General features: G+C 43.8%; 18 protein-coding genes. 8 read left to right on the top strand and 10 right to left on the bottom strand.

The annotated features are described in order from the left end of the window. Positions 1–84: 84 nt before the first annotated feature. Positions 85–1,080: a gluconate operon transcriptional repressor GntR gene (gene gntR, locus GKR48_RS04735; RefSeq protein WP_154627231.1), complete on the bottom strand. Its 996-nt coding sequence runs from the start codon at positions 1,078–1,080 to the stop codon at positions 85–87. Between the two features lie 194 nt (positions 1,081–1,274). Between gntR and GKR48_RS04730 the strand changes: the two genes are divergently transcribed. The 5 genes from GKR48_RS04730 to modD are packed head-to-tail and all read left to right on the top strand — an operon-like array spanning position 1,275 to position 5,743. Beyond that, the gene (locus tag GKR48_RS04730; protein ID WP_154627230.1) at positions 1,275–2,306 is read left to right on the top strand and encodes an ABC transporter substrate-binding protein; all 1,032 of its coding nucleotides are present in this window, start codon (positions 1,275–1,277) and stop codon (positions 2,304–2,306) included. Continuing rightward, positions 2,303–3,307, top strand: coding sequence for a FecCD family ABC transporter permease (locus tag GKR48_RS04725; protein ID WP_154627229.1), 1,005 nt, complete (start codon positions 2,303–2,305; stop codon positions 3,305–3,307). The genes GKR48_RS04730 and GKR48_RS04725 overlap by 4 nt, the downstream gene beginning before the upstream one ends. After that, positions 3,304–4,071: an ABC transporter ATP-binding protein gene (locus GKR48_RS04720; protein ID WP_154627228.1), complete on the top strand. Its 768-nt coding sequence runs from the start codon at positions 3,304–3,306 to the stop codon at positions 4,069–4,071. The genes GKR48_RS04725 and GKR48_RS04720 overlap by 4 nt, the downstream gene beginning before the upstream one ends. A gap of 11 nt (positions 4,072–4,082) precedes the next feature. Continuing rightward, positions 4,083–4,901 carry a class I SAM-dependent methyltransferase gene (locus GKR48_RS04715; protein ID WP_154627227.1) on the top strand — a complete coding sequence of 273 codons (819 nt, stop codon included), beginning with the start codon at positions 4,083–4,085 and terminating at the stop codon, positions 4,899–4,901. Then, the gene (modD, locus tag GKR48_RS04710; RefSeq protein ID WP_154627226.1) at positions 4,898–5,743 is read left to right on the top strand and encodes a ModD protein; all 846 of its coding nucleotides are present in this window, start codon (positions 4,898–4,900) and stop codon (positions 5,741–5,743) included. Before GKR48_RS04715 ends, modD begins: the two co-directional genes overlap by 4 nt. Positions 5,744–5,970: 227 nt before the next feature. Here modD and GKR48_RS04705 read toward each other — a convergent pair whose 3' ends face one another. Both GKR48_RS04705 and GKR48_RS04700 read right to left on the bottom strand, forming a co-directional pair. Further along, entirely contained in the window at positions 5,971–7,413 is a 1,443-nt protein-coding gene (locus GKR48_RS04705) for a fimbria/pilus outer membrane usher protein (RefSeq protein ID WP_230088590.1), read from the bottom strand. A gap of 92 nt (positions 7,414–7,505) precedes the next feature. Then, entirely contained in the window at positions 7,506–8,090 is a 585-nt protein-coding gene (locus GKR48_RS04700) for a fimbrial protein (RefSeq protein ID WP_154627225.1), read from the bottom strand. Positions 8,091–9,057: 967 nt separating this feature from the next. Between GKR48_RS04700 and zur the strand changes: the two genes are divergently transcribed. Then, positions 9,058–9,573, top strand: coding sequence for a zinc uptake transcriptional repressor Zur (zur, locus tag GKR48_RS04695; protein WP_154627224.1), 516 nt, complete (start codon positions 9,058–9,060; stop codon positions 9,571–9,573). A gap of 171 nt (positions 9,574–9,744) precedes the next feature. Here the strand turns inward: zur and lexA are convergent, their stop codons facing one another. Continuing rightward, entirely contained in the window at positions 9,745–10,362 is a 618-nt protein-coding gene (gene lexA / locus GKR48_RS04690; RefSeq protein ID WP_108479281.1) for a transcriptional repressor LexA, read from the bottom strand. A 137-nt stretch (positions 10,363–10,499) separates the two neighbouring features. Next, a complete protein-coding gene (locus GKR48_RS04685; protein ID WP_154627223.1) occupies positions 10,500–10,874 on the bottom strand; it encodes a diacylglycerol kinase in 375 nt (124 codons plus the stop codon). Positions 10,875–10,998: 124 nt separating this feature from the next. Here GKR48_RS04685 and plsB point away from each other — a divergent pair, with 124 nt between their 5' ends. Then, the gene (gene plsB, locus GKR48_RS04680; protein WP_154627222.1) at positions 10,999–13,503 is read left to right on the top strand and encodes a glycerol-3-phosphate 1-O-acyltransferase PlsB; all 2,505 of its coding nucleotides are present in this window, start codon (positions 10,999–11,001) and stop codon (positions 13,501–13,503) included. 78 nt (positions 13,504–13,581) lie between these two features. On the opposite strand, the gene ubiA is transcribed toward plsB, so the two are convergent. From ubiA to pgi, 3 genes are all read right to left on the bottom strand, one after another. Then, a complete protein-coding gene (ubiA, locus tag GKR48_RS04675; RefSeq protein ID WP_036955408.1) occupies positions 13,582–14,436 on the bottom strand; it encodes a 4-hydroxybenzoate octaprenyltransferase in 855 nt (284 codons plus the stop codon). 74 nt (positions 14,437–14,510) lie between these two features. Then, on the bottom strand, positions 14,511–15,014 hold the full coding sequence (gene ubiC / locus GKR48_RS04670; protein WP_154601999.1) for a chorismate lyase: 504 nt from the start codon (positions 15,012–15,014) through the stop codon (positions 14,511–14,513). A gap of 305 nt (positions 15,015–15,319) precedes the next feature. Further along, the gene (gene pgi / locus GKR48_RS04665) at positions 15,320–16,966 is read right to left on the bottom strand and encodes a glucose-6-phosphate isomerase (protein WP_154627221.1); all 1,647 of its coding nucleotides are present in this window, start codon (positions 16,964–16,966) and stop codon (positions 15,320–15,322) included. 376 nt (positions 16,967–17,342) lie between these two features. Here pgi and lysC point away from each other — a divergent pair, with 376 nt between their 5' ends. Continuing rightward, positions 17,343–18,710: a lysine-sensitive aspartokinase 3 gene (lysC, locus tag GKR48_RS04660; RefSeq protein ID WP_154627220.1), complete on the top strand. Its 1,368-nt coding sequence runs from the start codon at positions 17,343–17,345 to the stop codon at positions 18,708–18,710. 91 nt (positions 18,711–18,801) lie between these two features. Here the strand turns inward: lysC and GKR48_RS04655 are convergent, their stop codons facing one another. Beyond that, on the bottom strand, positions 18,802–19,047 hold the full coding sequence (locus GKR48_RS04655; RefSeq protein ID WP_154601996.1) for a hypothetical protein: 246 nt from the start codon (positions 19,045–19,047) through the stop codon (positions 18,802–18,804). 350 nt (positions 19,048–19,397) lie between these two features. Continuing rightward, positions 19,398–20,954 carry an SEL1-like repeat protein gene (locus tag GKR48_RS04650; protein WP_154627219.1) on the bottom strand — a complete coding sequence of 519 codons (1,557 nt, stop codon included), beginning with the start codon at positions 20,952–20,954 and terminating at the stop codon, positions 19,398–19,400. Positions 20,955–21,051: the final 97 nt, after the last annotated feature.

Genomic DNA, 21,051 nt, shown 5'->3' with positions numbered 1-21,051 from the left:
TTATTTAGCAATTAGATAGGTGAAGAAAACAGCGGAATTGTGATGGTAATCGCAATAATCTTTTGCTGACTCGATGCAACCTTACTAGATACTTTCACCTGTTAATAACTTAAAACCAACATCGAACTTTTTCTGCGATAATTTTTCGCCTCGCATCCTTGCCAGCAGCACTTCTGCCGCCTTGCGCCCCATAAGGTCACGAGGGGTTAAGATACTGGCTAATTTCGGTGTCATCACCTGCCCCACATCATGACCGTGGAAGCCCGAAATAGCCAAATCGTTGGGGACATTAATCCCTAAACGCTGGCATTCAAAAATCGCGCCTATGGCTAAGTCATCGTTGGTACAAAATAGCCCATCCGTATCGGGATATCTTACGCGGCATTCTTGAAGTAATTGCGCACCAAGAGAATAAGAGGAGCTCTCTTGAGTCATTAAATTACGTGGAGTCAGTTTGGCATCGAGCATGGCTTTTTCATAGCCTTCCAAACGGATGATTGTCCGCTCGTCCTGCCTTGCCCCTAAATAGACGACTTTTCGGCAGCCACGGTCGATCATCGCCTGCGTCATTTGGCGAGACGCTTCAAAGTTATCAATACCGACTGCGGAATCAAAACAGGGAGTGATGCTATCCATGATTTCAACCACGGGAATACCTGCGGTTTTAAGCATGCGTAACGTGCGCTCGGTATGGGTACGTTCCGCTAAAATCACGCCGTCGATATTGTAAGAAAGCAGCGAAGTGAGGCGCTCTTCCTCCTTTTCTGCACGATAACCATAGTGCGCCAACATGGTTTGATAACCATGTTTGTCGGTCACGGCTTCAATACCGCGGATCACTTCCGCAAAAACTTGGTTGGTTAATGATGGCAATAGAACGCCGATGGCGTGGCTTGTGGCATTCGACAAAATATCAGGTGCTTTATTTGGGATATAGCCTAATTCCTCCACTGCACTGGCAATCTTCCCGCGCAAGGATTCTGAAACTTGCTCAGGATTACGCAGAAAACGGCTCACCGTCATTTTTGTGATACCGACTCGGTCGGCTACATCTTGCAAAGAAGGTCTTTTATTCTTCATATATCCCAGATTATCTATAATACGCCGTTATATTTCGCTATGTTCTGCGATCTGCCAGTGGATATCAATCCTTGATATTGCTTTAAATCACAGAAACATCGACTTTTCAGTGCTATCTCGTTTTTACTGTTGACTCTGTTGCCTGACTTCGCTAATTTTCGCGCTATATAAATATAAGTATAACGATATTAATTATGGCAATGAACAGAAGACATTTTATCCAATCCTGCGCTGTCCTTGCGGCATTCTACAGTTTACCTGCATTTAGTCGCAGCCCTGTCGCAGAGGCATTATTCGGTACTTTACCTGCAAACGGTAATATTCAAAAAGTGATCACGGCGGGCCCGCCCGCAGACTTACTGATGTTTGCCCTCGCCCCAGAAAAAATGGTGGGTTTTGCCTCAATTAACTTGAAAAAAGGGAATAGTGAACTGTTTGCGCCACAATGGATGAATTTGCCTGTTTATGGTCGTCTTGCGGGACGAGGTAGCACGTTATCCCTTGAACAATTATTGGCTTACCATCCTGATTTGATCCTCGATACTGGCAATATCGATGAAACCTACCGTTCCCAAGCGGAAAAAGTGGCTAAACAAACCGGCATCCCGTATTTGCTGATGGACGGCAAGCTGATTGATGCTCCGCAACAGCTGCGTCAACTTGGTCGTCTATTGAATGTTAATCAGCAAGCTGAAAAACTGAGTATGATAGCAGAACGCTATCTTAGCAATGCGCAACAATTTGCACTAACTCAACAACAAAAACCTCTCAGTTTTTACCTCGCCAGAGGTGCAAAAGGGCTACAAACTGGAACAAAAGGCTCTATTCATACTGAAGCCATCGAAATGCTCGGTTTTCGCAATGTGGTGGACATCGATGGCTTCCACGGTTTGACCGATGTTTCCATGGAACAGCTGTACCAGTGGGAACCCGATATCATCATCACCCAATATGATGAATCAGTTGAATTAATCACTCGCTCGCCATTATGGGCAGGACTCAAAGCTGTCTCATCGAATAATCTTTTCGTCTTCAGTGGTATGCCATTTGGTTGGTTAGATGGCCCTCCGGGGATCAACCGTTTATTGGGCATGCGCCGCCTACAAAGCCACTTTGATAAAGCAGTTGAAGAGACGATGACTCACGATCTCAGGCAATTTTTTGAGCTGTTCTATCACTCATCGCTCACTCAAGAGCAGGTCGACTTGCTAATGGAAAGGTCATGACGGCGAGCTGGCTCAACACCAAAACTAAACCATTATTATTGATGGCTATTTTGCTACTCTGTTTTCTGATGGCATTAATCAGTGGTAAATACTCACTAACCTTGGAAGAGCTCTATCGCTTGTTTATCCAAGCGCCTGTGGACGACCCTCGCAGCAACACGGTATTTTGGCAAATTCGCTTTCCGCGCGTCTTAGCCGCCATTTTAATCGGTGGAGGGCTGGCGATTGCCGGCGCGGCTTACCAAGGCATGTTCCGTAACCCGCTAGTATCCCCCGATATTTTAGGGGTTTCCGCAGGGGCGGGCGTCGGGGCTGTTTTAGGGATATTTCTCGGGCAATCTCTGGTTTCCATCCAACTGTTTGCTTTTGTGGGTGGGTTAATCACCGTTGCCGTAGTCTATTTTATCGCCCGTTTGGCACACCAGCACGACCCGATTCTGTCCCTTGTGCTGGTTGGCGTTGCCATCAGTGCGATTTGCGGCTCAGCCATCTCATTAATGAAAATATTAGCCGACCCCTACACGCAGCTTCCCTCTATCACGTTCTGGCTACTGGGTGGTTTGTCTTCCATTACTCAGCAAGATTTATGGTCAGTCCTGCCCATCATGATAGTGGGTTTTATCCCCTTATTAATGCTGCGTTGGCGCATGAATTTGCTAAGTTTATCCGATGAAGAAGCCAAAAGCTTAGGGGTGAATGTTACGCTCAATCGCACCATTTTGATTGTTAGCGCAACACTGATTACCGCCAGCACCGTGTCAATTGCCGGCATTATTGGCTGGGTGGGGCTGATTGTTCCCCATATTACGCGAATGATAGTGGGTGCTAACTTCCGCTATCAGCTCCCTGCGGCAGTGGCCATCGGCGCTATTTTACTGCTGATCACCGATACGCTAGCTCGCACCATTGCCGCCATTGAGCTACCTCTTGGGATCTTAACCTCCGCCGTGGGCGCGCCTTTTTTCTTAGCCATTTTGCTGCAAACAAGGCGGGTTAAATGAGTATTTTAACCTTAGACAATGTGGCGATTGGCTACCACCGCCAAGCCATTATTGAAGGCATTAACCTGCATTTACCTGAAGGTGAGATGACCTGCTTGCTGGGCGCGAACGGGTGTGGAAAAACGACCTTAATGAAAACCTTATTAGGTTTGCTTCCTGCCATTGCTGGGGACATCTGCTTACAAGGGCAATCCATCAACCAGCTGAAACAGCGAGATATCGCGAAAGTGATTGCTTACGTACCCCAAGCTCACGATACGCCCTTTACGTTTTCAGTGGTCGATATGGTGATGATGGGACTGACCCCCTCTCTCTCTGCGTTCAGCCTACCGGGAGAAAAAGAAAAAGCCAGTGCCATGGAGCAATTGACCCAATTTGGCATTGAACACCTTGCAGAGCGCTTGTATAGCACTCTCAGTGGGGGAGAAAAGCAGCTCGTTTTAATTGCCAGAGCCTTAGTCCAAAAACCCAAATTATTGATTATGGATGAACCTGCGGCAAGCCTCGATTTTGGCAATCAAATTCGGCTGTTACAGCATATCGAAACGCTGAAGCAGCATGGGATCACGGTGTTGATGTCCACCCATCATCCCCAACATGCCGCCGCCATTGCCGACCATGTGATTTTACTCAACAAACAACAGCAGGCACGGCAAGGCTCGACTCAAAGTATGTTAACGCTCACTAACTTGGCAGAACTCTATAATATCGATGCACCGAGTATTACGGCGCATTTTCAGCTTCCACTCAATTTTACTTGTTAAGGTCAGGGATCATGCTTATTCACCAACTCGATTTTGCCTCGATGTATCAGCAGCATATGCAACAAGCCCAACGCACACGCAAAGAACCAGAACATTGGGATAAAAAAGCCCACCAAATGGCGCAAAACTGTGCCAATCCGAACGATCCATACTTAATTCGCTTTCGCCAATTAATGGATTTTACGGGTGCAAAAACTTTGCTGGATGTGGGATGTGGGCCCGGCTCTATTAGCCTTTATCTCGCTAACCAATTTCAATCTGTCACCGGCATTGACTACAGCGCAGGTATGCTCGAAATGGCCAATATTCGTGCCAAAGAGATGAATATCACCAATGCACAATTTAAAACCCTTGCGTGGGAAGATAGCTGGGACGATTTACCAAAAGCCGATATTTCGGTGGCTTCTCGCTCTACTCTCGTGGATGACTTAAAAGCCGCAATGTTAAAACTCAACCGCCAAACTAACCTGCGCGTATATACCACCCACACCGTTAACCCGACATTTATTGATGAAAGAATTATCCGCGAAATTGGGCGTGAAGTGGTTAGCTTGCCAACCTATATCTATGCCGTGAATGTCCTGCATCAAATGGGGATCCACGCCCGTGTCGACTTTATTAAAAGTCCGAACCGAGGTGGATTCGATAACGTGGATGCGTTTATCGATAGCGTAAATTGGTCTCTCAAAGATCTCACCGAAGAAGAAATTGAAAAACTGCGTGCTTACTACCAAAAACAAACCGCAGACGGCAAAACCCTACCGTTCCCATCCCGCGATTGGGCGATGGTCTCATGGGATGTGGTAGATGAAGCGGAACTGACATTATGATCTACGTGCCTGACGCCCTGATTGACCAGTTGCTGCTCGACGATATCCAATACGGGGATCTCACCAGCCGTGCCCTTGGCTTACACACCCAGCAAGGCACCATGACCTTTACCTCTAAGCTTGGCGGCTGTGTCAGCGGGTTGGATATCGCCCAACGTATGCTCACAAAGCTGGGCATACGCAGCGAATGCCTATTTCGTGACGGAGATATTGTGGAGCCACAAAGCCGCTTGATTAGCGCGTCTGGCTCGGTTGAAGCACTGCATCAAGGATGGAAGGCAGTCCAGAATATCTTGGAATGGTGCGGTGGCGTCAGTCACTACACCCATCAAATGGTTATGATATTAAAAAAATATCACCCTAATGGGCAGCTCGCTTGCACGCGAAAAACGATTCCCACGACCAAGCCCCTTGCATTAACCGCGATCCTCGCCGGCGGTGGCATTATCCATCGTGCGGGTAGCGCAGAAACTATCTTGCTGTTTACCAACCATCGCAACTGCCTCGCCAACCCCGATGATTGGCAGTCACATGTCGATACGTTACGAGCGGCCGCCCCAGAGAAGCAAATCATTGTTGAAGCCGATGACTATCAGCAAGCCCTGCTTGCCATTGCTGCTAACGCCGATATTGTGCAGCTAGATAAACTTCCTGTGGAGCAGATTCAGCAATTACAACGCTTGGTGAATGAGAAAAAATCCTGCTGCCGATTATCTATTGCCGGTGGCGTTAACCTGCAAACTATCGAAAGCTTTGCGCAAACAGGGATTCCTCTGTTGGTGACTTCAGCGCCCTATTACGCAAACCCGAGAGACATCAAAGTACAGATATTTAAATCTTAACGACCCAAATACATAGATTTAAAACCTTATCCTGCGGCTAACCGCGGGATGGTGTTTTATGGCAAAAGCGACGCCCATCATTATATAAAAATAAATATATCGATATAAATCGCAGGAAAAACTAACTGGAAATTATTAATAATGAAAATAAAACAAATTACCTATTTGATAGGAATGGCGTTATTCGCAGCACAGGGGCAAGCAGCAACGACCTCTCCAGAGAATAATCAGGCACAAGCTGATGCTAGCCGCGATGTGATGTCCGTCTGGAGCACCCCACTCGCCGCTGATGCTAACGTGATCTGACTGTTAATTTCATCAAACTGCTTAGAATACGTTAGGTTATAAGAGTTACCGGTTAACGTTTCATTGTCATCCAGTCGACCCATTTGCGCGCGAGAAATGTTGATGTTTCCAGATAAAACACCAAATGGCGCAAAGTCACGACCTAAACCAAATGCAACGTTTTGATATTCAGAGGATGCCTGTAAACCACCATAAACCGTGATATTGTTTGTCGCCCCCCAAGAGAGCGACCCCATGCCAAATGCAGGGCCTTGAGTATCATGATCATCTTTCGTCGGTTTACCCATCACAAATTGATAAATTAGCTGTCCCGGGCGTGTCAACGTACCTAGTCGAGAGGTTTCCACTCGATAGCTGCTTGTTGTGCCATCTTGTTCTTGGATCACCACATCCAGCGTACCGCCACCGAATGAGTTCACATCCTGAATACGGAATGGACCTGGGCTAACTTCTGTTTGATAAATAATACGACCATCTTGTTTTACCATGACTGTCGCATTCGTTTTTGCAACACCCGCAATTTCAGGCGCATAGCCTTGTAAGCGAGGTGGCAACATGGATTCGTTGGTTTCTATGCTTGCCCCAACATAACGAATACTATCAAACAGGTTTGATGCTAAATATTGCTCCCCGAGTGTCAAACGCGCACTCAGTGAACGAATCGCTCTATAGGCGTATAATTGGTTCCAAGACCATGATTTGCTGCCTTTATTCAACTCACCATTTTGAGTCTGCCAATCTGCACGCAAACGCCATGCACCGAAGTTTGCCCCCATTGTCCCTGTGGCCGTCAGACCTGATTTCGTTCCTTTATCGCCGGTTTGTTTATTAACAACGCGTCCTGTCGCGTTATAGTCAATAAATGCACCCATGATCCCGTCATCCCAACGAGATGGTGGGTCCCAATCAGGGTCTGAGTACTCCATGTAGGCCTGAGGAATATTGAACTGTACAATGTTCTTTGCCAAATCTCCTTGAATGGTCATATCCGGAACTGAGCGAATATCCAAACATTTTCCATCATCTAGCCATTTGACTTGGCTATTCCACTCCTTTTTTAATCCCAATAATGCATAAATTTCAGGCGTGATACATGCCAATGAAACTTTGTCATCGTAATTAGGATTAAAAAAGGTAATAGGTTGTTCCATAGAAACTTTAGCGCGGTTAACTTCAATCGCTAAAGAGTAATCACCAGGAGGGACATAGTTGGCGTGAGAGAACTTACTGAAGTCGACGTTTTCTTTACCTTCAGAATCAATGAAGTCGGTGTTAAAATCAACGGCCTCTTCAGAGAATGCAACCATTGGCGTTAACATTAAAAGCATTAATTTTGTAATTAGATTTAGCTTCATGCTTTTCATTAACTATGCGCCTATACAAACAAATACAGTGAAGACGATATAAGAAATATGGCGTATGACTACGCCATATTATTCTCTATAGAAACTGACTATTATTGGTAAATAATTTTGAAGTTAGCTACAGTGTCAAAACGACCTGTTGTTGCTTTCTTAGTTGGGTCTTCGTTACCTTTAACGTATGCAGCAAAATGCAGAGTAGTTTCTGAACCGTCACCGTTGCTTAACGCGTAGCCATCACCAGTGCCTGGGAATGCTTTACCAAATTCAATAGGTGTGTCAGCACCATCACGTGTAGAAATTACGATGCCCGCGTTTTTAACTTTACCGCCTAAGCCCAGTAAGTCACCAGTGAAGCCTTGGAAACCGTTTACTGTAGAACCAGTAAATGTGATTTTTGCGTTTTTGTAAGTTTCAGTAGAGCAGTTTTTCAGAACGATATCGAACGCTTTGCTGTCTGAACGGAATTGGTTAGAAGTCAGTTCGTGTAACGCGATTTCGCCGAATTCAACTAATTGCTTCAGGTTGTCAGCATCGATTGAACATGGAACGTCGTTAATGAAACCAGTAAAACGGATTTCACCTTGTGAGCTTTCTACTGGATCAGCAGCTAAAGCAGCACCAGAAACGCCAACACCTAAACCTAAAGCTAGAGTTAATGCTAATTTATTCAGTTTCATAAAAGTTTTCCTTTAAATGAGTAGGAACTGCTATTTCTCTTTTTCTCTGTCCTGTTTTCACTGATGCAAAATCAAGTCTATTTACTTAAACAGTGCATCCTTGAAAATTCCTCTAGCTTTCCTACTTGATGAATTTCATTCAGGTTAGAGATTTTTTTTATATAAACGAGATCCATCTCATTTATGTGATTTAAAAAACAGAACTCATTAAGCCAACATTCTCACTTCTAAATTAATTACTGAGTCATTCATTAATTAATTAAAATTGATATAGAACACTAAATGAATTCTGATAACTACCTTGTGATATTTTCTGACGCCAATTCTATATACGTGACATATGTTATCAAAAATCACCAAAATAAAGCGTTAACTTGGTTTTTTATATCGACAAAGTGCAGATAAACAACTTTTATCCACTGAATGAGTGCTTAAACCTGAAGAAATGATGAATTACTTAGAAAGATTTATATAAAGGCTTCATTTTGCATTTATAAAAATGTCTAAATATTGCAAAAAATCTATAAATATAAAAATCTATATTTATATTTATATGCAATTTAATAAACCGTACATATGCAAATTTATTAGATTTAACATCTGTTGCATGTCTTTTTTACACCAGTAATCGCTACATAAAAAAAAAGAGGTAAGATAAGTCTTAATTAAAATAAACGTCAAATAGTAACAATGAATTTCAATAATTGTTTTTATTTAGTTAAAATTAACACTCAATGATTAACTAAAATGCAGCAATTAATGATTTATTTAAAATAAAAAAAGCCACCTTTTAAATAAGGTATTCATTCTTTATTAACGTTACCTTTATTAAAGTTAAAATTGCGTATTCAATTTAGTAAAAAAACTGTTTATTTCATCACCACTATTTCAAACACAACAGAAATGGAAGTTATGGTAAACTAAACAGTAATAAAAACTTGAAGCTATCTAGGTGGGGCCAAACAAGATGAAAACAATCAGTGAAGACAAGCTGCTTACAACGGCCGAACGTATTTGTCAGGCTCGAGGCGTGCGTTTAACCCCACAAAGAGAGACTGTTCTGCGGTTAATTGCGCAGCAACACGGTGCGATCAGTGCTTATGATTTGCTAGATTTACTGCGTGAAATAGAGCCTCAGGCTAAACCACCTACCGTTTATCGCGGTTTAGAGTTCCTCATGGAACAAGGGTTTATTCATAAAATTGAATCCACAAACAGCTATGTGGTTTGTCACCATGTCGATAATCCAAGCCATATTTCAGTGATGTTAATTTGTGATAATTGTGGCAATGTGACCGAAAGTGACTGCACAACCATCGAAAAAGCGATTAGCACACTAGCCGAAGAAAATCATTTTCATCTCAGACATACAGTGGTAGAAAACCATGGTTTATGCCAAAAATGTTTTGAGGTTTCCAATTGCCAAGATCACGAACACTGTGACCATGACCATCACAATACAGTCAGTTCAAAAAAGAAGTGATATAGAAGAAGAGATATACAGGAAGTAAAAGAAAGGGATCTATATAGCAACATGAAAAATGGCTATATAAAGAAGGTCTATATAAAGAAGTAAAAAGTGAAAATAACTCTATAAAGAAAGACTATTCGGAAAAGAGATATTGAGTCTGCTGCCAGACTCAATCACTCATCATCAATGCCAATCACTGTTACGGATAACCCCAACAGCCAGACCTTCAATGGTAAAATTCTGTTCGCGCAAATCAACCACGATTGGTGCAAAATCAGCGTTTTCAGCAATAAGTTCAACGCGATTACCTTGTTGCTTAAAGCGTTTAACCGTGACTTCATCTTCGATACGTGCCACAACAATTTGCCCATTATGGACATTCTGTGTTTTATGTACCGCAAGTAGATCACCATCCATAATACCGATATCTTTCATCGACATACCATTTACGCGTAATAAAAAATCCGCGTGTGGTTTAAATAACTCTGGGTCGACTTGGTAATGGCTTTCAATATGTTCTTGTGCAAGCAATGGTTCGCCGGCAGCAACACGTCCAATCAGAGGAAGTCCTAAATCTTCGGATTCTTCTTCTAACAACAGACGAATGCCTCTGGAAGCTCCAGAAACAATTTCAATTACCCCTTTACGAGCTAAGGCTTTTAAATGTTCTTCTGCCGCATTAGGCGAACGAAAACCCAAACTTGCTGCTATCTCAGCGCGTGTTGGTGGCATGCCCGTTTGCGAAATGTGGTCACGCACCAGATCGTAAACTTGCTGTTGTCGAGCTGTCAGTGCTTTCATCCCGTTCCCCTGTTTGTTTATACAGTCAGACTGTGAGTATATACAGGTAAATGGGTATTGGGAACTGTTAAATTAGCCAAAATCTGCATTTGTTGATGAATTTCTGGCTTTTTATCGCTTTTACTGTTTTTAGCCCACTAAACCGCAAAATAACGCGCCCATAAAACGGTTCCCCAGATAAACAGTGCCAATCCTATCGTGACGAACACGGCTGCGGAGCCGATATCTTTCGCTCGTCCAGATAATTCATGGTATTCACTGCCAATACGGTCAACAACCGCCTCAATCGCACTGTTAATTAACTCAACAATAGCGACTAAAACCACTGATCCAATCAATAAAATCCTGTCAATTTGGCTAACATCCAAGTAAAAAGCTATAATTATCGCAATGATAGCAGCAACCGCTTCTTGACGAAATGCAGCTTCATTTACCCATGCTGCTTTTAAACCTTTAAGGGAGTATCCAGCCGCTTTGATGACCCGAGTGAGTCCCTTAGTTTGACTTGCCATATTTTTTCCTTAATTTCTAAACAATAATCAACTTTTGCAGTCAAAGTGAATTATCGATAACAGATCTAAACATTGCTTTCTGATATGATTGCGCAGCATTACTAACAAGAGGCTATAATCATTTATGTCACTATGGCGTAAAATATATTACAACACGTTGAATTTACCACTGAAATTATTGGTAAAAAGTAAACTAATCCCAACGGACCCGATAACAGAGTTGCAGCTTGACCCAAACAAGCCAACGCTGTACGTCTTGCCATATCACTCAAAGTCCGACCTTCTCACGCTTCGCCAACAATGCTTAGCGATTGGTTTACCTGATCCACTCGTGGATAACGACATCAATGGCACCAAGCTCCCAGCCTATGTGTTTATTGATGATGGCCCGCGCGTGTTCCGTTACTACTCCCCAGATCCACGTAAAGAGTCAGTAAAAATATTCCATGCGTATCTGGATTTGCATAAAAACAACCCAAATCTTGATATTCAAATGCTACCTGCATCCGTCATGTTTGGACGTGCGCCAGGTCGCGAAGGGCATAAGCCTGCCCCACTGAAACTCTTAAACGGTGTGCAAAAATTCTTTGCAGTCCTGTGGTTAGGGCGCGATAGCTTTGTGCGTTTTTCTCCGAGCATTTCTCTTGGCCAGATGGCACAAGAGCATGGCACTGATACCATCATTGCCAATAAACTCGCTCGCGTAGCACGTATTCATTACTCTCGTCAGCGTTTGGCGGCTGTAGGGCCTAGATTACCAGCACGCTATGAGCTGTTTAATAAGCTGCTGTCCTCTAAAGCCATTGAAAAAGCCGTTGAAGACGAAGCTCGCAGTAAAAAAATCCCATTACAGAAAGCCCAGCAAAATGCCGTGGCGATGATGGAAGAGATTGCCGCCAACTTCTCTTATGAAGCTGTGCGACTGACTGACCGCGTACTAGGCTGGACATGGAACCGCTTATACCAAGGGATCAACGTTCAACACGCTGAGCGCGTTCGCCAGCTGGCGCAAGATGGCCACGAAATTGTGTATGTGCCCTCTCACCGTAGCCATATGGACTACCTGCTGCTTTCTTATGTGCTTTATCACCAAGGTTTGGTGCCACCACACATTGCGGCGGGTATTAACCTGAACTTTTGGCCAGCCGGCCCGATTTTCCGTCGTTTAGGCGCATTCTTTATTCGCCGTACGTTCAAGGGCAATAAACTCTATTCTACCGTATTCCGAGAATACCTCAGTGAGCTATTTGCTCGCGGCTATTCCATTGAATACTTTGTGGAAGGAGGTCGTTCACGTACAGGTCGCTTACTGGAACCGAAAACCGGTACCTTGTCGATGACCCTACAAGCGATGCTACGCGGAGACTCCCGCCCTATCACCATCGTCCCTATCTATATTGGTTACGAGCATGTGATGGAAGTAGGCACTTACGCGAAAGAGCTGCGCGGTGCTGAGAAAGAGAAAGAAGGCTTCTTCTCCATGGTGCGTGGTCTGCGTAAACTGCGTAATTTAGGTCAAGGCTATGTGAACTTTGGGCAACCAATTTCACTGACCCAATACTTAAATAACCGCGTACCAAATTGGCGTGAATCTATTGACCCAATTGAGCCACAGCGCCCAAGCTGGTTAAACCCAACCGTCAGCAGCTTAGCCGATAACATTATGGTGAATATCAATAATGCGGCGGCGGCCAACGCAATTAACTTGTGTTCTACGGCACTGTTGGCTTCACGTCAGCGCTCTCTCACTCGTGAACAACTGCTTGAGCAAATCGAGTGCTATCTGCAGCTACTGCGCAATGTGCCTTACACTGCCGATGCAACCACGCCGAACAAAACGGCTGAAGAGCTGCTTGAACACGCTTTGCAGATGAATAAGTTTGAAGTCGAAAAAGACAGCATAGGGGATATTATTATTCTGCCACGCGAAAATGCCGTCTTAATGACCTATTACCGTAACAATATTCATCACTTACTGGTTCTGCCTTCGCTTATCGCCAGCATTGTGCTGCACCATGAGCGCATTAGCCGTGACGCAATTCACCAGCAAGTTGCGCTGATTTATCCATTCCTGAAAGCTGAGCTGTTTATGCGTTATGACGCAAATGCGCTCACGGAAACGGTGGATACATTGATTGATGAGCTGAACAGCCAACAGCTGATCTGCGTGAAAGATGATAATATGGTGGTGTTAAAACCTCGCCGTATCCGTCCTTTACAGCTACTGGCCGCGGGTGTTCGTGAGACACTGCAACGCTACGCCATCACGCTGTCATTGCTCAATGCAAGACCAGAAGTCAGCCGCAATACGCTGGAGAAAGAAAGTCGTATGCTCGCTCAGCGTCTGTCCGTTCTTCACGGTATTAACGCCCCTGAATTCTTTGATAAAGCCGTGTTCTCAACACTGGTCGCCACACTCAAAGAAGAAGGCTACATCGATAATAACGAGAACGATATTTTCTCGACGAATGCGAAGAACTTGTACGCTGTGCTTGCACGCTTGATGTCACCGGAAATCCGTTTGACCATTGAGAGCGTTAGCCAAACTGAAGAACTTTCTGCACCAAAACCGGCACCGAAAAATACGCCGGAGAATGCTGATGTAGACTCAGAAACGCCTCAAGAGTAATCTCGCAAATCAGTGATATGCACCAACAAAAAAGGGTAATGCATCTGCATTACCCTTTTTCTTATCCCGTTTTAATGGTTAAAAATAGCTAATCACCATACCGATAAACAGAATAAAACCGACATAGTTATTATTCATAAACGCTTTAAAGCACGGCGCTCGTTCCCGGTTCACCATCAATTGCTGCTGATAAACAAACAGCGCAGCAGCTAGCACTAACGAACCATAATAAACCATGCCTAAGTTAGCCAATGAGCCAATCACCACCAGCAAGCCAACCATGACAATTTGTAGTAAACCAATAATCAGCTTGTCATATTGACCGAACAAAATCGCCGTCGATTTCACGCCAATTTTTAAATCATCGTTGCGGTCAACCATCGCATACTGGGTGTCATAAATCACTGACCAGATAATATTCACTAAAAACAGTAACCAACAAACTAATGGTAAGGACTCACTAACGGCTGAGAATCCCATCGGGATTGACCAGCCAAATGCAGCCCCCAATACGACTTGAGGTAAATGGCTCACGCGTTTTACAAACGGGTAGATCCACGCTAGCGCTAAGCCTGCGACCGATAACCAGATAGTCATGGTATTCAAACTCAATACCAATAAGAAAGAGAGCCCCACCAGCGCAGCAAATAGGATTTTTGCTTCTTTTTCCGTGACATCACCGCTAGGCAGTGGTCGGTGTTTGGTTCTTTCTACGTGCCCATCGAAATTACGATCAGCAAAATCATTGATAACACAGCCTGCGGCACGCATTAAAAATACACCTGCCGTAAAGACAATCAGAATATGCAAACTTGGCGTGCCTTGGGCGGCAATCCACAGCGCCCAATAGGTTGGCCACAGTAATAACAGTGAGCCAATAGGTCTATCAATACGCATTAAACGGCTGTATGCATGCCATTTACTTAGCGCCATACTTCCCTCCACGTTGTCGTGCTCCTTTATGCTTCTATTTTACCCATAAACGTTATTTGAATTATGTTAGATAGTTATCTATATGCAGGTGATTCAGGTAAAAATATTTCGGTTAATAATAATGGTTTTTCGGACAATCTTAGTAAGGAGCGGCGTACCCAGCGGTCAGCGCTGGATCCCATTTCAATATAATCTCGGGTTAGGTTTTCATGACTAAAGAGGTAGCGCCCTAATGGGACTCGCCCAATATCCACTAATTGTTTGTCATTATCGGTGAGCGTCTCTTCTGGGATCAGCGTTCTGCCAATCAACCAAGGGATATTATCCCCATACATAATCACTTCCCGTAGCCAATAACGCTCACTAATTGGTAAGCATTTTTGTTCGTCGGCGGTGAGCATATCCAGTGAGATATAGCGTTCTAAATAAGGTATTACCGTCACTTTCTGACTATGCTGCTCAAACCGCTTGGTCATCGAGCCCTGCTCTTGCAACCAATCTAATACACTTTCAGGAACACTCTCGTCGCCCTCTTCTAACCAGTTTATCGGGTGAGAGGTAAAAATCGTTTCAGGCATTCAATCAAATTCCACCATAGTAATTATGGTTATCCCCTGATTGCTACTCCAGCGTGTTAACGTCTAGCGCGTTAAAGCCACAACCAGCATCGTTCATCTAAATTATTGGGCGATAGGATAGCACGTTGTTATTGTGCAAGGTTAAAGATAGATAACAATTTATATAAAAAGTCGCTAATTCAACACAAATTGTAAAAGTTTTGTGAAAAATATTTGATTTATAATGAGTTAGCTTAAAAATCGTATTTTATTAGGATACTAATAGCCTGCCAATCACAGGCTATTAGTCGCTTAAAAAAACGCCATTAACGCCAGTTTTTATAGCAATTAATCAGCCCGTTGGTGGAGCTATCATGGCTCGCCACCGCTTGACTATTTTCCAATTCAGGCAGAATACGGCTCGCTAATTGCTTACCTAACTCTACACCCCATTGGTCAAAGGTGAAAATATTCAAAATTGCACCTTGGGTGAAGATTTTATGCTCATACATTGCGATCAACGCCCCTAATGAATACGGCGTGATCTCTTTAAGCAGAATAGAGTTAGTTGGGCGATTACCTTCAAATACTTTGTAAGGTGCTACATACTCCATCTCTTCAACGGTTTTACCTTGCGCGGCAAATTCTGCATCCACCACTTCGCGGGTTTTACCGAAGGCTAGCGCTTCAGTCTGTGCGAAGAAGTTAGACAGCAATTTAGCGTGGTGATCGCCCAGCGGGTTGTGTGTCACTGCCGGCGCAATAAAGTCACATGGGATCATTTTTGTCCCTTGGTGAATCAACTGGTAAAACGCATGTTGCCCGTTAGTTCCCGGTTCACCCCAAATAATTGGACCTGTTTGGTAAGTGACTGCATTGCCATTACGGTCAATATATTTTCCGTTTGATTCCATATTGCCTTGTTGGAAATAGGCAGCAAAGCGATGCATGTATTGGTCGTATGGAAGAATCGCTTCAGTTTCTGAGCCAAAAAAGTTGTTGTACCAGATGCCGATCAGCGCTAATAAAACGGGGATATTGCTTTCTAGAGGCGCTTGCGTGAAGTGCTTATCCATTGCATGAGCACCGCTCAGTAATTGAACGAAATTCTCATAACCGATGGATAAAATGATAGACAAACCAATCGCTGACCACAGAGAGTAACGACCGCCAACCCAATCCCAGAACTCGAACATATTATTGGTATCAATACCAAATTTTGCGACTTGCTCACTGTTCGTTGAGAGCGCCACAAAATGCTTCGCGATATGTTTTTCATCTTTGGCAAACGTCAATAACCACTCACGCGCTGAATGCGCATTGGTCATGGTTTCTTGCGTTGTGAAAGTTTTCGATGCAATCAGGAATAACGTAGTTTCAGGATTGAGATCCTTCAATGTTTCTGCAATTTGAGTACCATCAACGTTAGAAACAAAGTGCATATTTAAATGGTTTTTATAAGGACGCAGCGCCTCAGTCACCATAAATGGCCCCAGATCTGAGCCACCAATCCCAATGTTCACCACATCAGTAATGGCTTTACCTGTGTATCCTTTCCACTCGCCACTAATAATACGCGCGCTGAACTGCTGCATTTTTTCCAGCACAGCGTTCACTTCTGGCATCACATCTTTGCCATCCACCAGCACTGGGGTATTGTCGCGGTTACGTAATGCGGTATGCAGTACGGCACGGTCTTCAGTACGGTTGATTTTCTCACCACTGAACAGACTTTTGATTGCATCTTCCAGTTGCGTTTCTTTGGCTAATGCCAAAAGTTTGTCCAATGTCTCTTGTGTAATACGGTTTTTGGAGAAATCCACTAAGATTTGGTCATCAAAAGTGGCTGAAAACTTCGTAAAGCGCTGTTCATCTTGTGCAAATAAGTCACGCATATGCACATTTTTCATGTCTGCAAAATGCTGCTCTAGCGCTCGCCATGCCGCCGTCTGGCTTGGATTGATACTTTTCATGTATAACACCTCCAAAACAATTTCAAATAATAATAGATTGTAACTCGCCGAGGACACGAAGCTTATCGGTTTTCTGCGTTCTCATAATCTGCTGTTGTTAGGTCTATTCTCCCAAACCTAACGCCAACTGTCATCTCATCCCCAAAAGGATTAAAAAAAGAAAAGGTATTGGGAAAACCGATAATCATTTGCCCATCATTAGAATTACTGATTTGCCTCGATTCATTATTGACGATACGTGCCAAAGTCGATAAATCTATTACTCCAACGTATTTCAAGCTGTTGATGTAGTGCCTCATTCGGCCAGCGCCGCAGGAATTATTTTGGGTTCATGCATTATTTAAAGATAGGCGGTTTAATTAAAGGGATTGGAAAAATGAATACAGTAGCTGGCAGTAATCAGTTTGTTATCGCAAAATTCGGTGGCACAAGCGTCGCTAACTTCGACGCCATGAATAAAAGTGCAGACATCGTACTGGCAAATGATCACGTTCGTGTGGTTGTGCTTTCCGCAAGTGCGGGGATCACCAACTTGCTCATTGAACTCGCTGAAGGCTGCGACACTGATAAACGCAACGAGCTACTGCAAAGAGTTAAACAGACTCAATATGACATTATCGAACACTTGCAAACGGCGAACGTGATCCGCGAAGAAATCGACCGTCTACTTGAGAATATCGCCCATTTAGCTGATTCCGCCTCTCTGGCCACTTCCGATGCCCTAACGGATGAAATGGTCAGCCACGGCGAGATTATGTCTACATTACTGTTTGTGGAAGTGTTGCGTCAGCGTGGGGCATCCTCACAGTGGTTTGATGTCCGTAAAGTGATGAGAACCAATGAAAGCTTTGGGCGCGCTGAGCCGGATCTTGAACAGCTACAACTGCTCGCACAGCAGCAGTTACTTCCACGCTTAGCCGAGTCAATTGTTATCACTCAAGGGTTTATTGGTCGTGATGCCAAAGGGCGCACCACCACACTAGGGCGCGGAGGAAGTGACTATACCGCGGCCTTACTGGCTGAAGTATTAAACCTATCCCGCGTGGATATTTGGACCGATGTACCTGGCATTTACACCACCGACCCTCGCGTAGTGCCGAATGCCCAAAAAATCGATGAAATCGCCTTTGATGAAGCGGCTGAAATGGCGACTTTCGGCGCCAAAATTCTGCACCCAGCCACTTTATTACCGGCGGTGCGTGCGGGGATCCCTGTATTCGTCGGCTCTAGTAAAGCCCCAGAAGCGGGTGGGACTATTGTCAACGATCAAACGGAAAACCCACCGCAATTTAGAGCGCTCGCACTACGCCGCAAACAAACGTTACTGACGCTGCACAGTTTGAAAATGCTGCATGCACGTGGTTTCCTTGCAGAGATTTTTACTATCTTGCTGCGCCATAATATTTCCGTGGATTTGATCACCACATCGGAAGTGAGTGTTGCATTGACATTAGATACAACTGGCTCAACAGGCACTAATGGTAGCTTACTGACCAATGCCTTAATGACCGAATTATCCGCGCTGTGCCGCGTAGAAGTGGAAGAAAACCTTGCTCTAGTGGCGATTATTGGCAACCAACTTTCGCAAGTGAACGGACTCGGCAAACAGATTTTCGGCGCCCTGGAATCCTTTAATATTCGCATGATCAGTTACGGTGCTAGCAGCCATAATATTTGTCTGCTTGTGCCGGGTAAGGACGCGGAAGAGATTGTTCGCACGCTGCACAATAATCTTTTTGAGTGATAGCGAATAGCTATCCATTAATAACAACGCGCCATGAAACGATAACGGGCAATCTTTTGATTGCCCGTTTGACTTGCTAATAAAAATAAATTTAACGACTTAGGAAAGAAGTAATCAGCCCACTAAACGTCGACTCACCCGCAAAAGCATAGGTGCTTTTTAGCTCTTCTCCGCGAATATCCGCAAAGCGCGCTAACGCTAATTCTTTGCTATTCGCCTCTATTTCTTCAAACTGCTTCTGATAACCCGCACTCAGCAACTCTGACGCTTTTTGGGTTTCCTTCATCTCTAACGCAACAACTTCGTCGGATTTAATAAAAAAACAATAAGTGCTCATTTGACACCTCATTTTTTCATACTCAAAAAACAACTAAACTCGTTCTAATCTAATGGAGAGATTTACAACAAAGACTCAACAAAGAACCAGTTAATAAAACTATACTTCATTATTTAGCTAAATAAAAATAGCTTCCTAATTCACAAAGATTGATAAATTTTATGGTGTAGATATACGTAGTTTCTATTCAAAAATAGATAAGAAAAAGTGTAATTAAAGTAATTCCTAAGAATATCAAAATGATATTTGTAAATATGATAAGAATTGAAATAGACATTGATGATTGAAAGCCAATAGTATTTATAAGGTTATTGGCTTTCAAATAAAATAGAATGGATCTTTTTATTAACTCATTTTTTAGAAGGTAATGAATCTTTTACACTTTCTGTATATTGCAGCATATTCGCTTTTGCATTATGGTCTTTTTGCAATAATGCTAAGTTATTTTTCGCGGTCACATTACCCAGTTTATCTGCACGCTCAAACCACATAATGGCACGGAAAATATTTTGACTGCCACCTTCTCCTCGAGCATACATAACACCGAGGTTATTTTGCGCATCACTGTTTTCTTTGAATGCCGCAGACTCCAAAAGCTCTCGTGCTTTTTGGCTATCTTGCTGAACTCCAGTTCCAGTCAGGTAGAAAATCGCTAACTGGTTTTTTGCTTCCATATTGTCTTCTTTAGTGGCTTCCAGCCATTTCACAATCTGCTGGATCTCAACATCCTTCAACTGACCCGCCAAGTATAAATTCGCTAACTTTAATTGTGCGTCAACAATATCTGAATCGGCTAATTCGATATACCACTGGGTCGCTTTGGCCATATCAGGCTTAACGCCGCCAAGACCTTTTTCATAATACTCGGCCACTTTCATGGCAGCTTCAGCCGACTCATTATCCGCTGCCATTTGGTACCATTTGAAGGCTTCGCTCAGGTCTTGCCCAACGCCATCGCCTGTCTCATACGCTTGCGCTAACGCATATTGAGCGGAAAACTCACCTTGGTTCGCCGCACGTTTATACCAGTACACGGCTTGGTAATTATTCTGCTCAACGAGCGGATGACCTTTGCTGTAAAAGTCCCCCATGTTTTTTTGTGCAACTGGGGAGCCCATATTCGCGGCTTGGCGGTACAGGTAAATCGCCGTGTCCTCATCTTTTTCCATGCCTTCGCCATTCTCATACATCACGGCTAAGTTGTTCACGGCAGAGGCTACGCCATTACGTGCACTGCGCTCATACCATGTAAAAGCTTTATTGTAGTCAATATCACCACCAAGCCCATCATGGTAAAACAGCCCAATGGCAAACTGTGCATATTCTTGCTCTTGCTCTGCAGCCTCATAATACCAAGCACGTGCTTGTTTATAGTCTTTTTCGACGCCTAAACCACGCTCAAATAAATAGCCCATCGCATATTGGCAATATGCATCACCTTTTTCAGCGCATTTACGGTACCAGTTACCCGCTTGCTCATAATCCTTTTTGCGCTGCGCCAGCATACCGATGTAGTAATCACCATCATTACTATTTAGATCAGAAGCTTTCTTAAACCAGTAATAGGCTTTATTTTCATCAGCATCGAGAAAATCTGTGCCATCCAAATACGCGACACCCACGTCAATCATGGCATCAACTTTGCCCGCATTAGCCTCTTTAATGCTACTTTGGAAATCAGTTGGAAGGTTGCTTGGCTCAGTCACTTCAAGGGCTTTAGGTAAAGGTTCAACTAAAGCAGAATCCGCCTGAGGCGTTAAAACCACAGGGGCGATAATTGGGGTAGATGATTGGTTAGCAGCCGCTTTGGTTGGCTGATTATGAAACGAACCCGACTCTATTGGCTCTGCTTGCACATAAGGGGCACAGATAATGCAGAAACTAAATAAGAGAGAGGGTAATTTCATGACATTTACTCACAGCTTGGCATTGACCACTGCTATATAAGATATCATTCCCATACAAAAATCATAAGGACTATAAGCAGAAAATAACCAAATGAAG

The sequence above is a fragment of the Providencia sp. wls1943 genome (assembly GCF_009706275.1).
Classification (GTDB): Bacteria; Pseudomonadota; Gammaproteobacteria; order Enterobacterales; family Enterobacteriaceae; genus Providencia; species Providencia zhijiangensis.
The sequence above is the reverse complement of the archived record's forward strand: the minus strand, read 5'-3'. Positions and strand labels throughout refer to the sequence as shown.

What these genes read in the sequence shown, in the direction of transcription:
- gntR (WP_154627231.1), bottom strand. Translation starts at nt 1,080, where the DNA reads ATGAAGAATAAAAGACCTTCTTTGCAAGATGTAGCCGACCGAGTCGGT.
- GKR48_RS04730 (WP_154627230.1), top strand. Translation starts at nt 1,275, where the DNA reads ATGGCAATGAACAGAAGACATTTTATCCAATCCTGCGCTGTCCTTGCG.
- GKR48_RS04725 (WP_154627229.1), top strand. Translation starts at nt 2,303, where the DNA reads ATGACGGCGAGCTGGCTCAACACCAAAACTAAACCATTATTATTGATG.
- GKR48_RS04720 (WP_154627228.1), top strand. Translation starts at nt 3,304, where the DNA reads ATGAGTATTTTAACCTTAGACAATGTGGCGATTGGCTACCACCGCCAA.
- GKR48_RS04715 (WP_154627227.1), top strand. Translation starts at nt 4,083, where the DNA reads ATGCTTATTCACCAACTCGATTTTGCCTCGATGTATCAGCAGCATATG.
- modD (WP_154627226.1), top strand. Translation starts at nt 4,898, where the DNA reads ATGATCTACGTGCCTGACGCCCTGATTGACCAGTTGCTGCTCGACGAT.
- GKR48_RS04705 (WP_230088590.1), bottom strand. Translation starts at nt 7,413, where the DNA reads ATGAAAAGCATGAAGCTAAATCTAATTACAAAATTAATGCTTTTAATG.
- GKR48_RS04700 (WP_154627225.1), bottom strand. Translation starts at nt 8,090, where the DNA reads ATGAAACTGAATAAATTAGCATTAACTCTAGCTTTAGGTTTAGGTGTT.
- zur (WP_154627224.1), top strand. Translation starts at nt 9,058, where the DNA reads ATGAAAACAATCAGTGAAGACAAGCTGCTTACAACGGCCGAACGTATT.
- lexA (WP_108479281.1), bottom strand. Translation starts at nt 10,362, where the DNA reads ATGAAAGCACTGACAGCTCGACAACAGCAAGTTTACGATCTGGTGCGT.
- GKR48_RS04685 (WP_154627223.1), bottom strand. Translation starts at nt 10,874, where the DNA reads ATGGCAAGTCAAACTAAGGGACTCACTCGGGTCATCAAAGCGGCTGGA.
- plsB (WP_154627222.1), top strand. Translation starts at nt 10,999, where the DNA reads ATGTCACTATGGCGTAAAATATATTACAACACGTTGAATTTACCACTG.
- ubiA (WP_036955408.1), bottom strand. Translation starts at nt 14,436, where the DNA reads ATGGCGCTAAGTAAATGGCATGCATACAGCCGTTTAATGCGTATTGAT.
- ubiC (WP_154601999.1), bottom strand. Translation starts at nt 15,014, where the DNA reads ATGCCTGAAACGATTTTTACCTCTCACCCGATAAACTGGTTAGAAGAG.
- pgi (WP_154627221.1), bottom strand. Translation starts at nt 16,966, where the DNA reads ATGAAAAGTATCAATCCAAGCCAGACGGCGGCATGGCGAGCGCTAGAG.
- lysC (WP_154627220.1), top strand. Translation starts at nt 17,343, where the DNA reads ATGAATACAGTAGCTGGCAGTAATCAGTTTGTTATCGCAAAATTCGGT.
- GKR48_RS04655 (WP_154601996.1), bottom strand. Translation starts at nt 19,047, where the DNA reads ATGAGCACTTATTGTTTTTTTATTAAATCCGACGAAGTTGTTGCGTTA.
- GKR48_RS04650 (WP_154627219.1), bottom strand. Translation starts at nt 20,954, where the DNA reads ATGAAATTACCCTCTCTCTTATTTAGTTTCTGCATTATCTGTGCCCCT.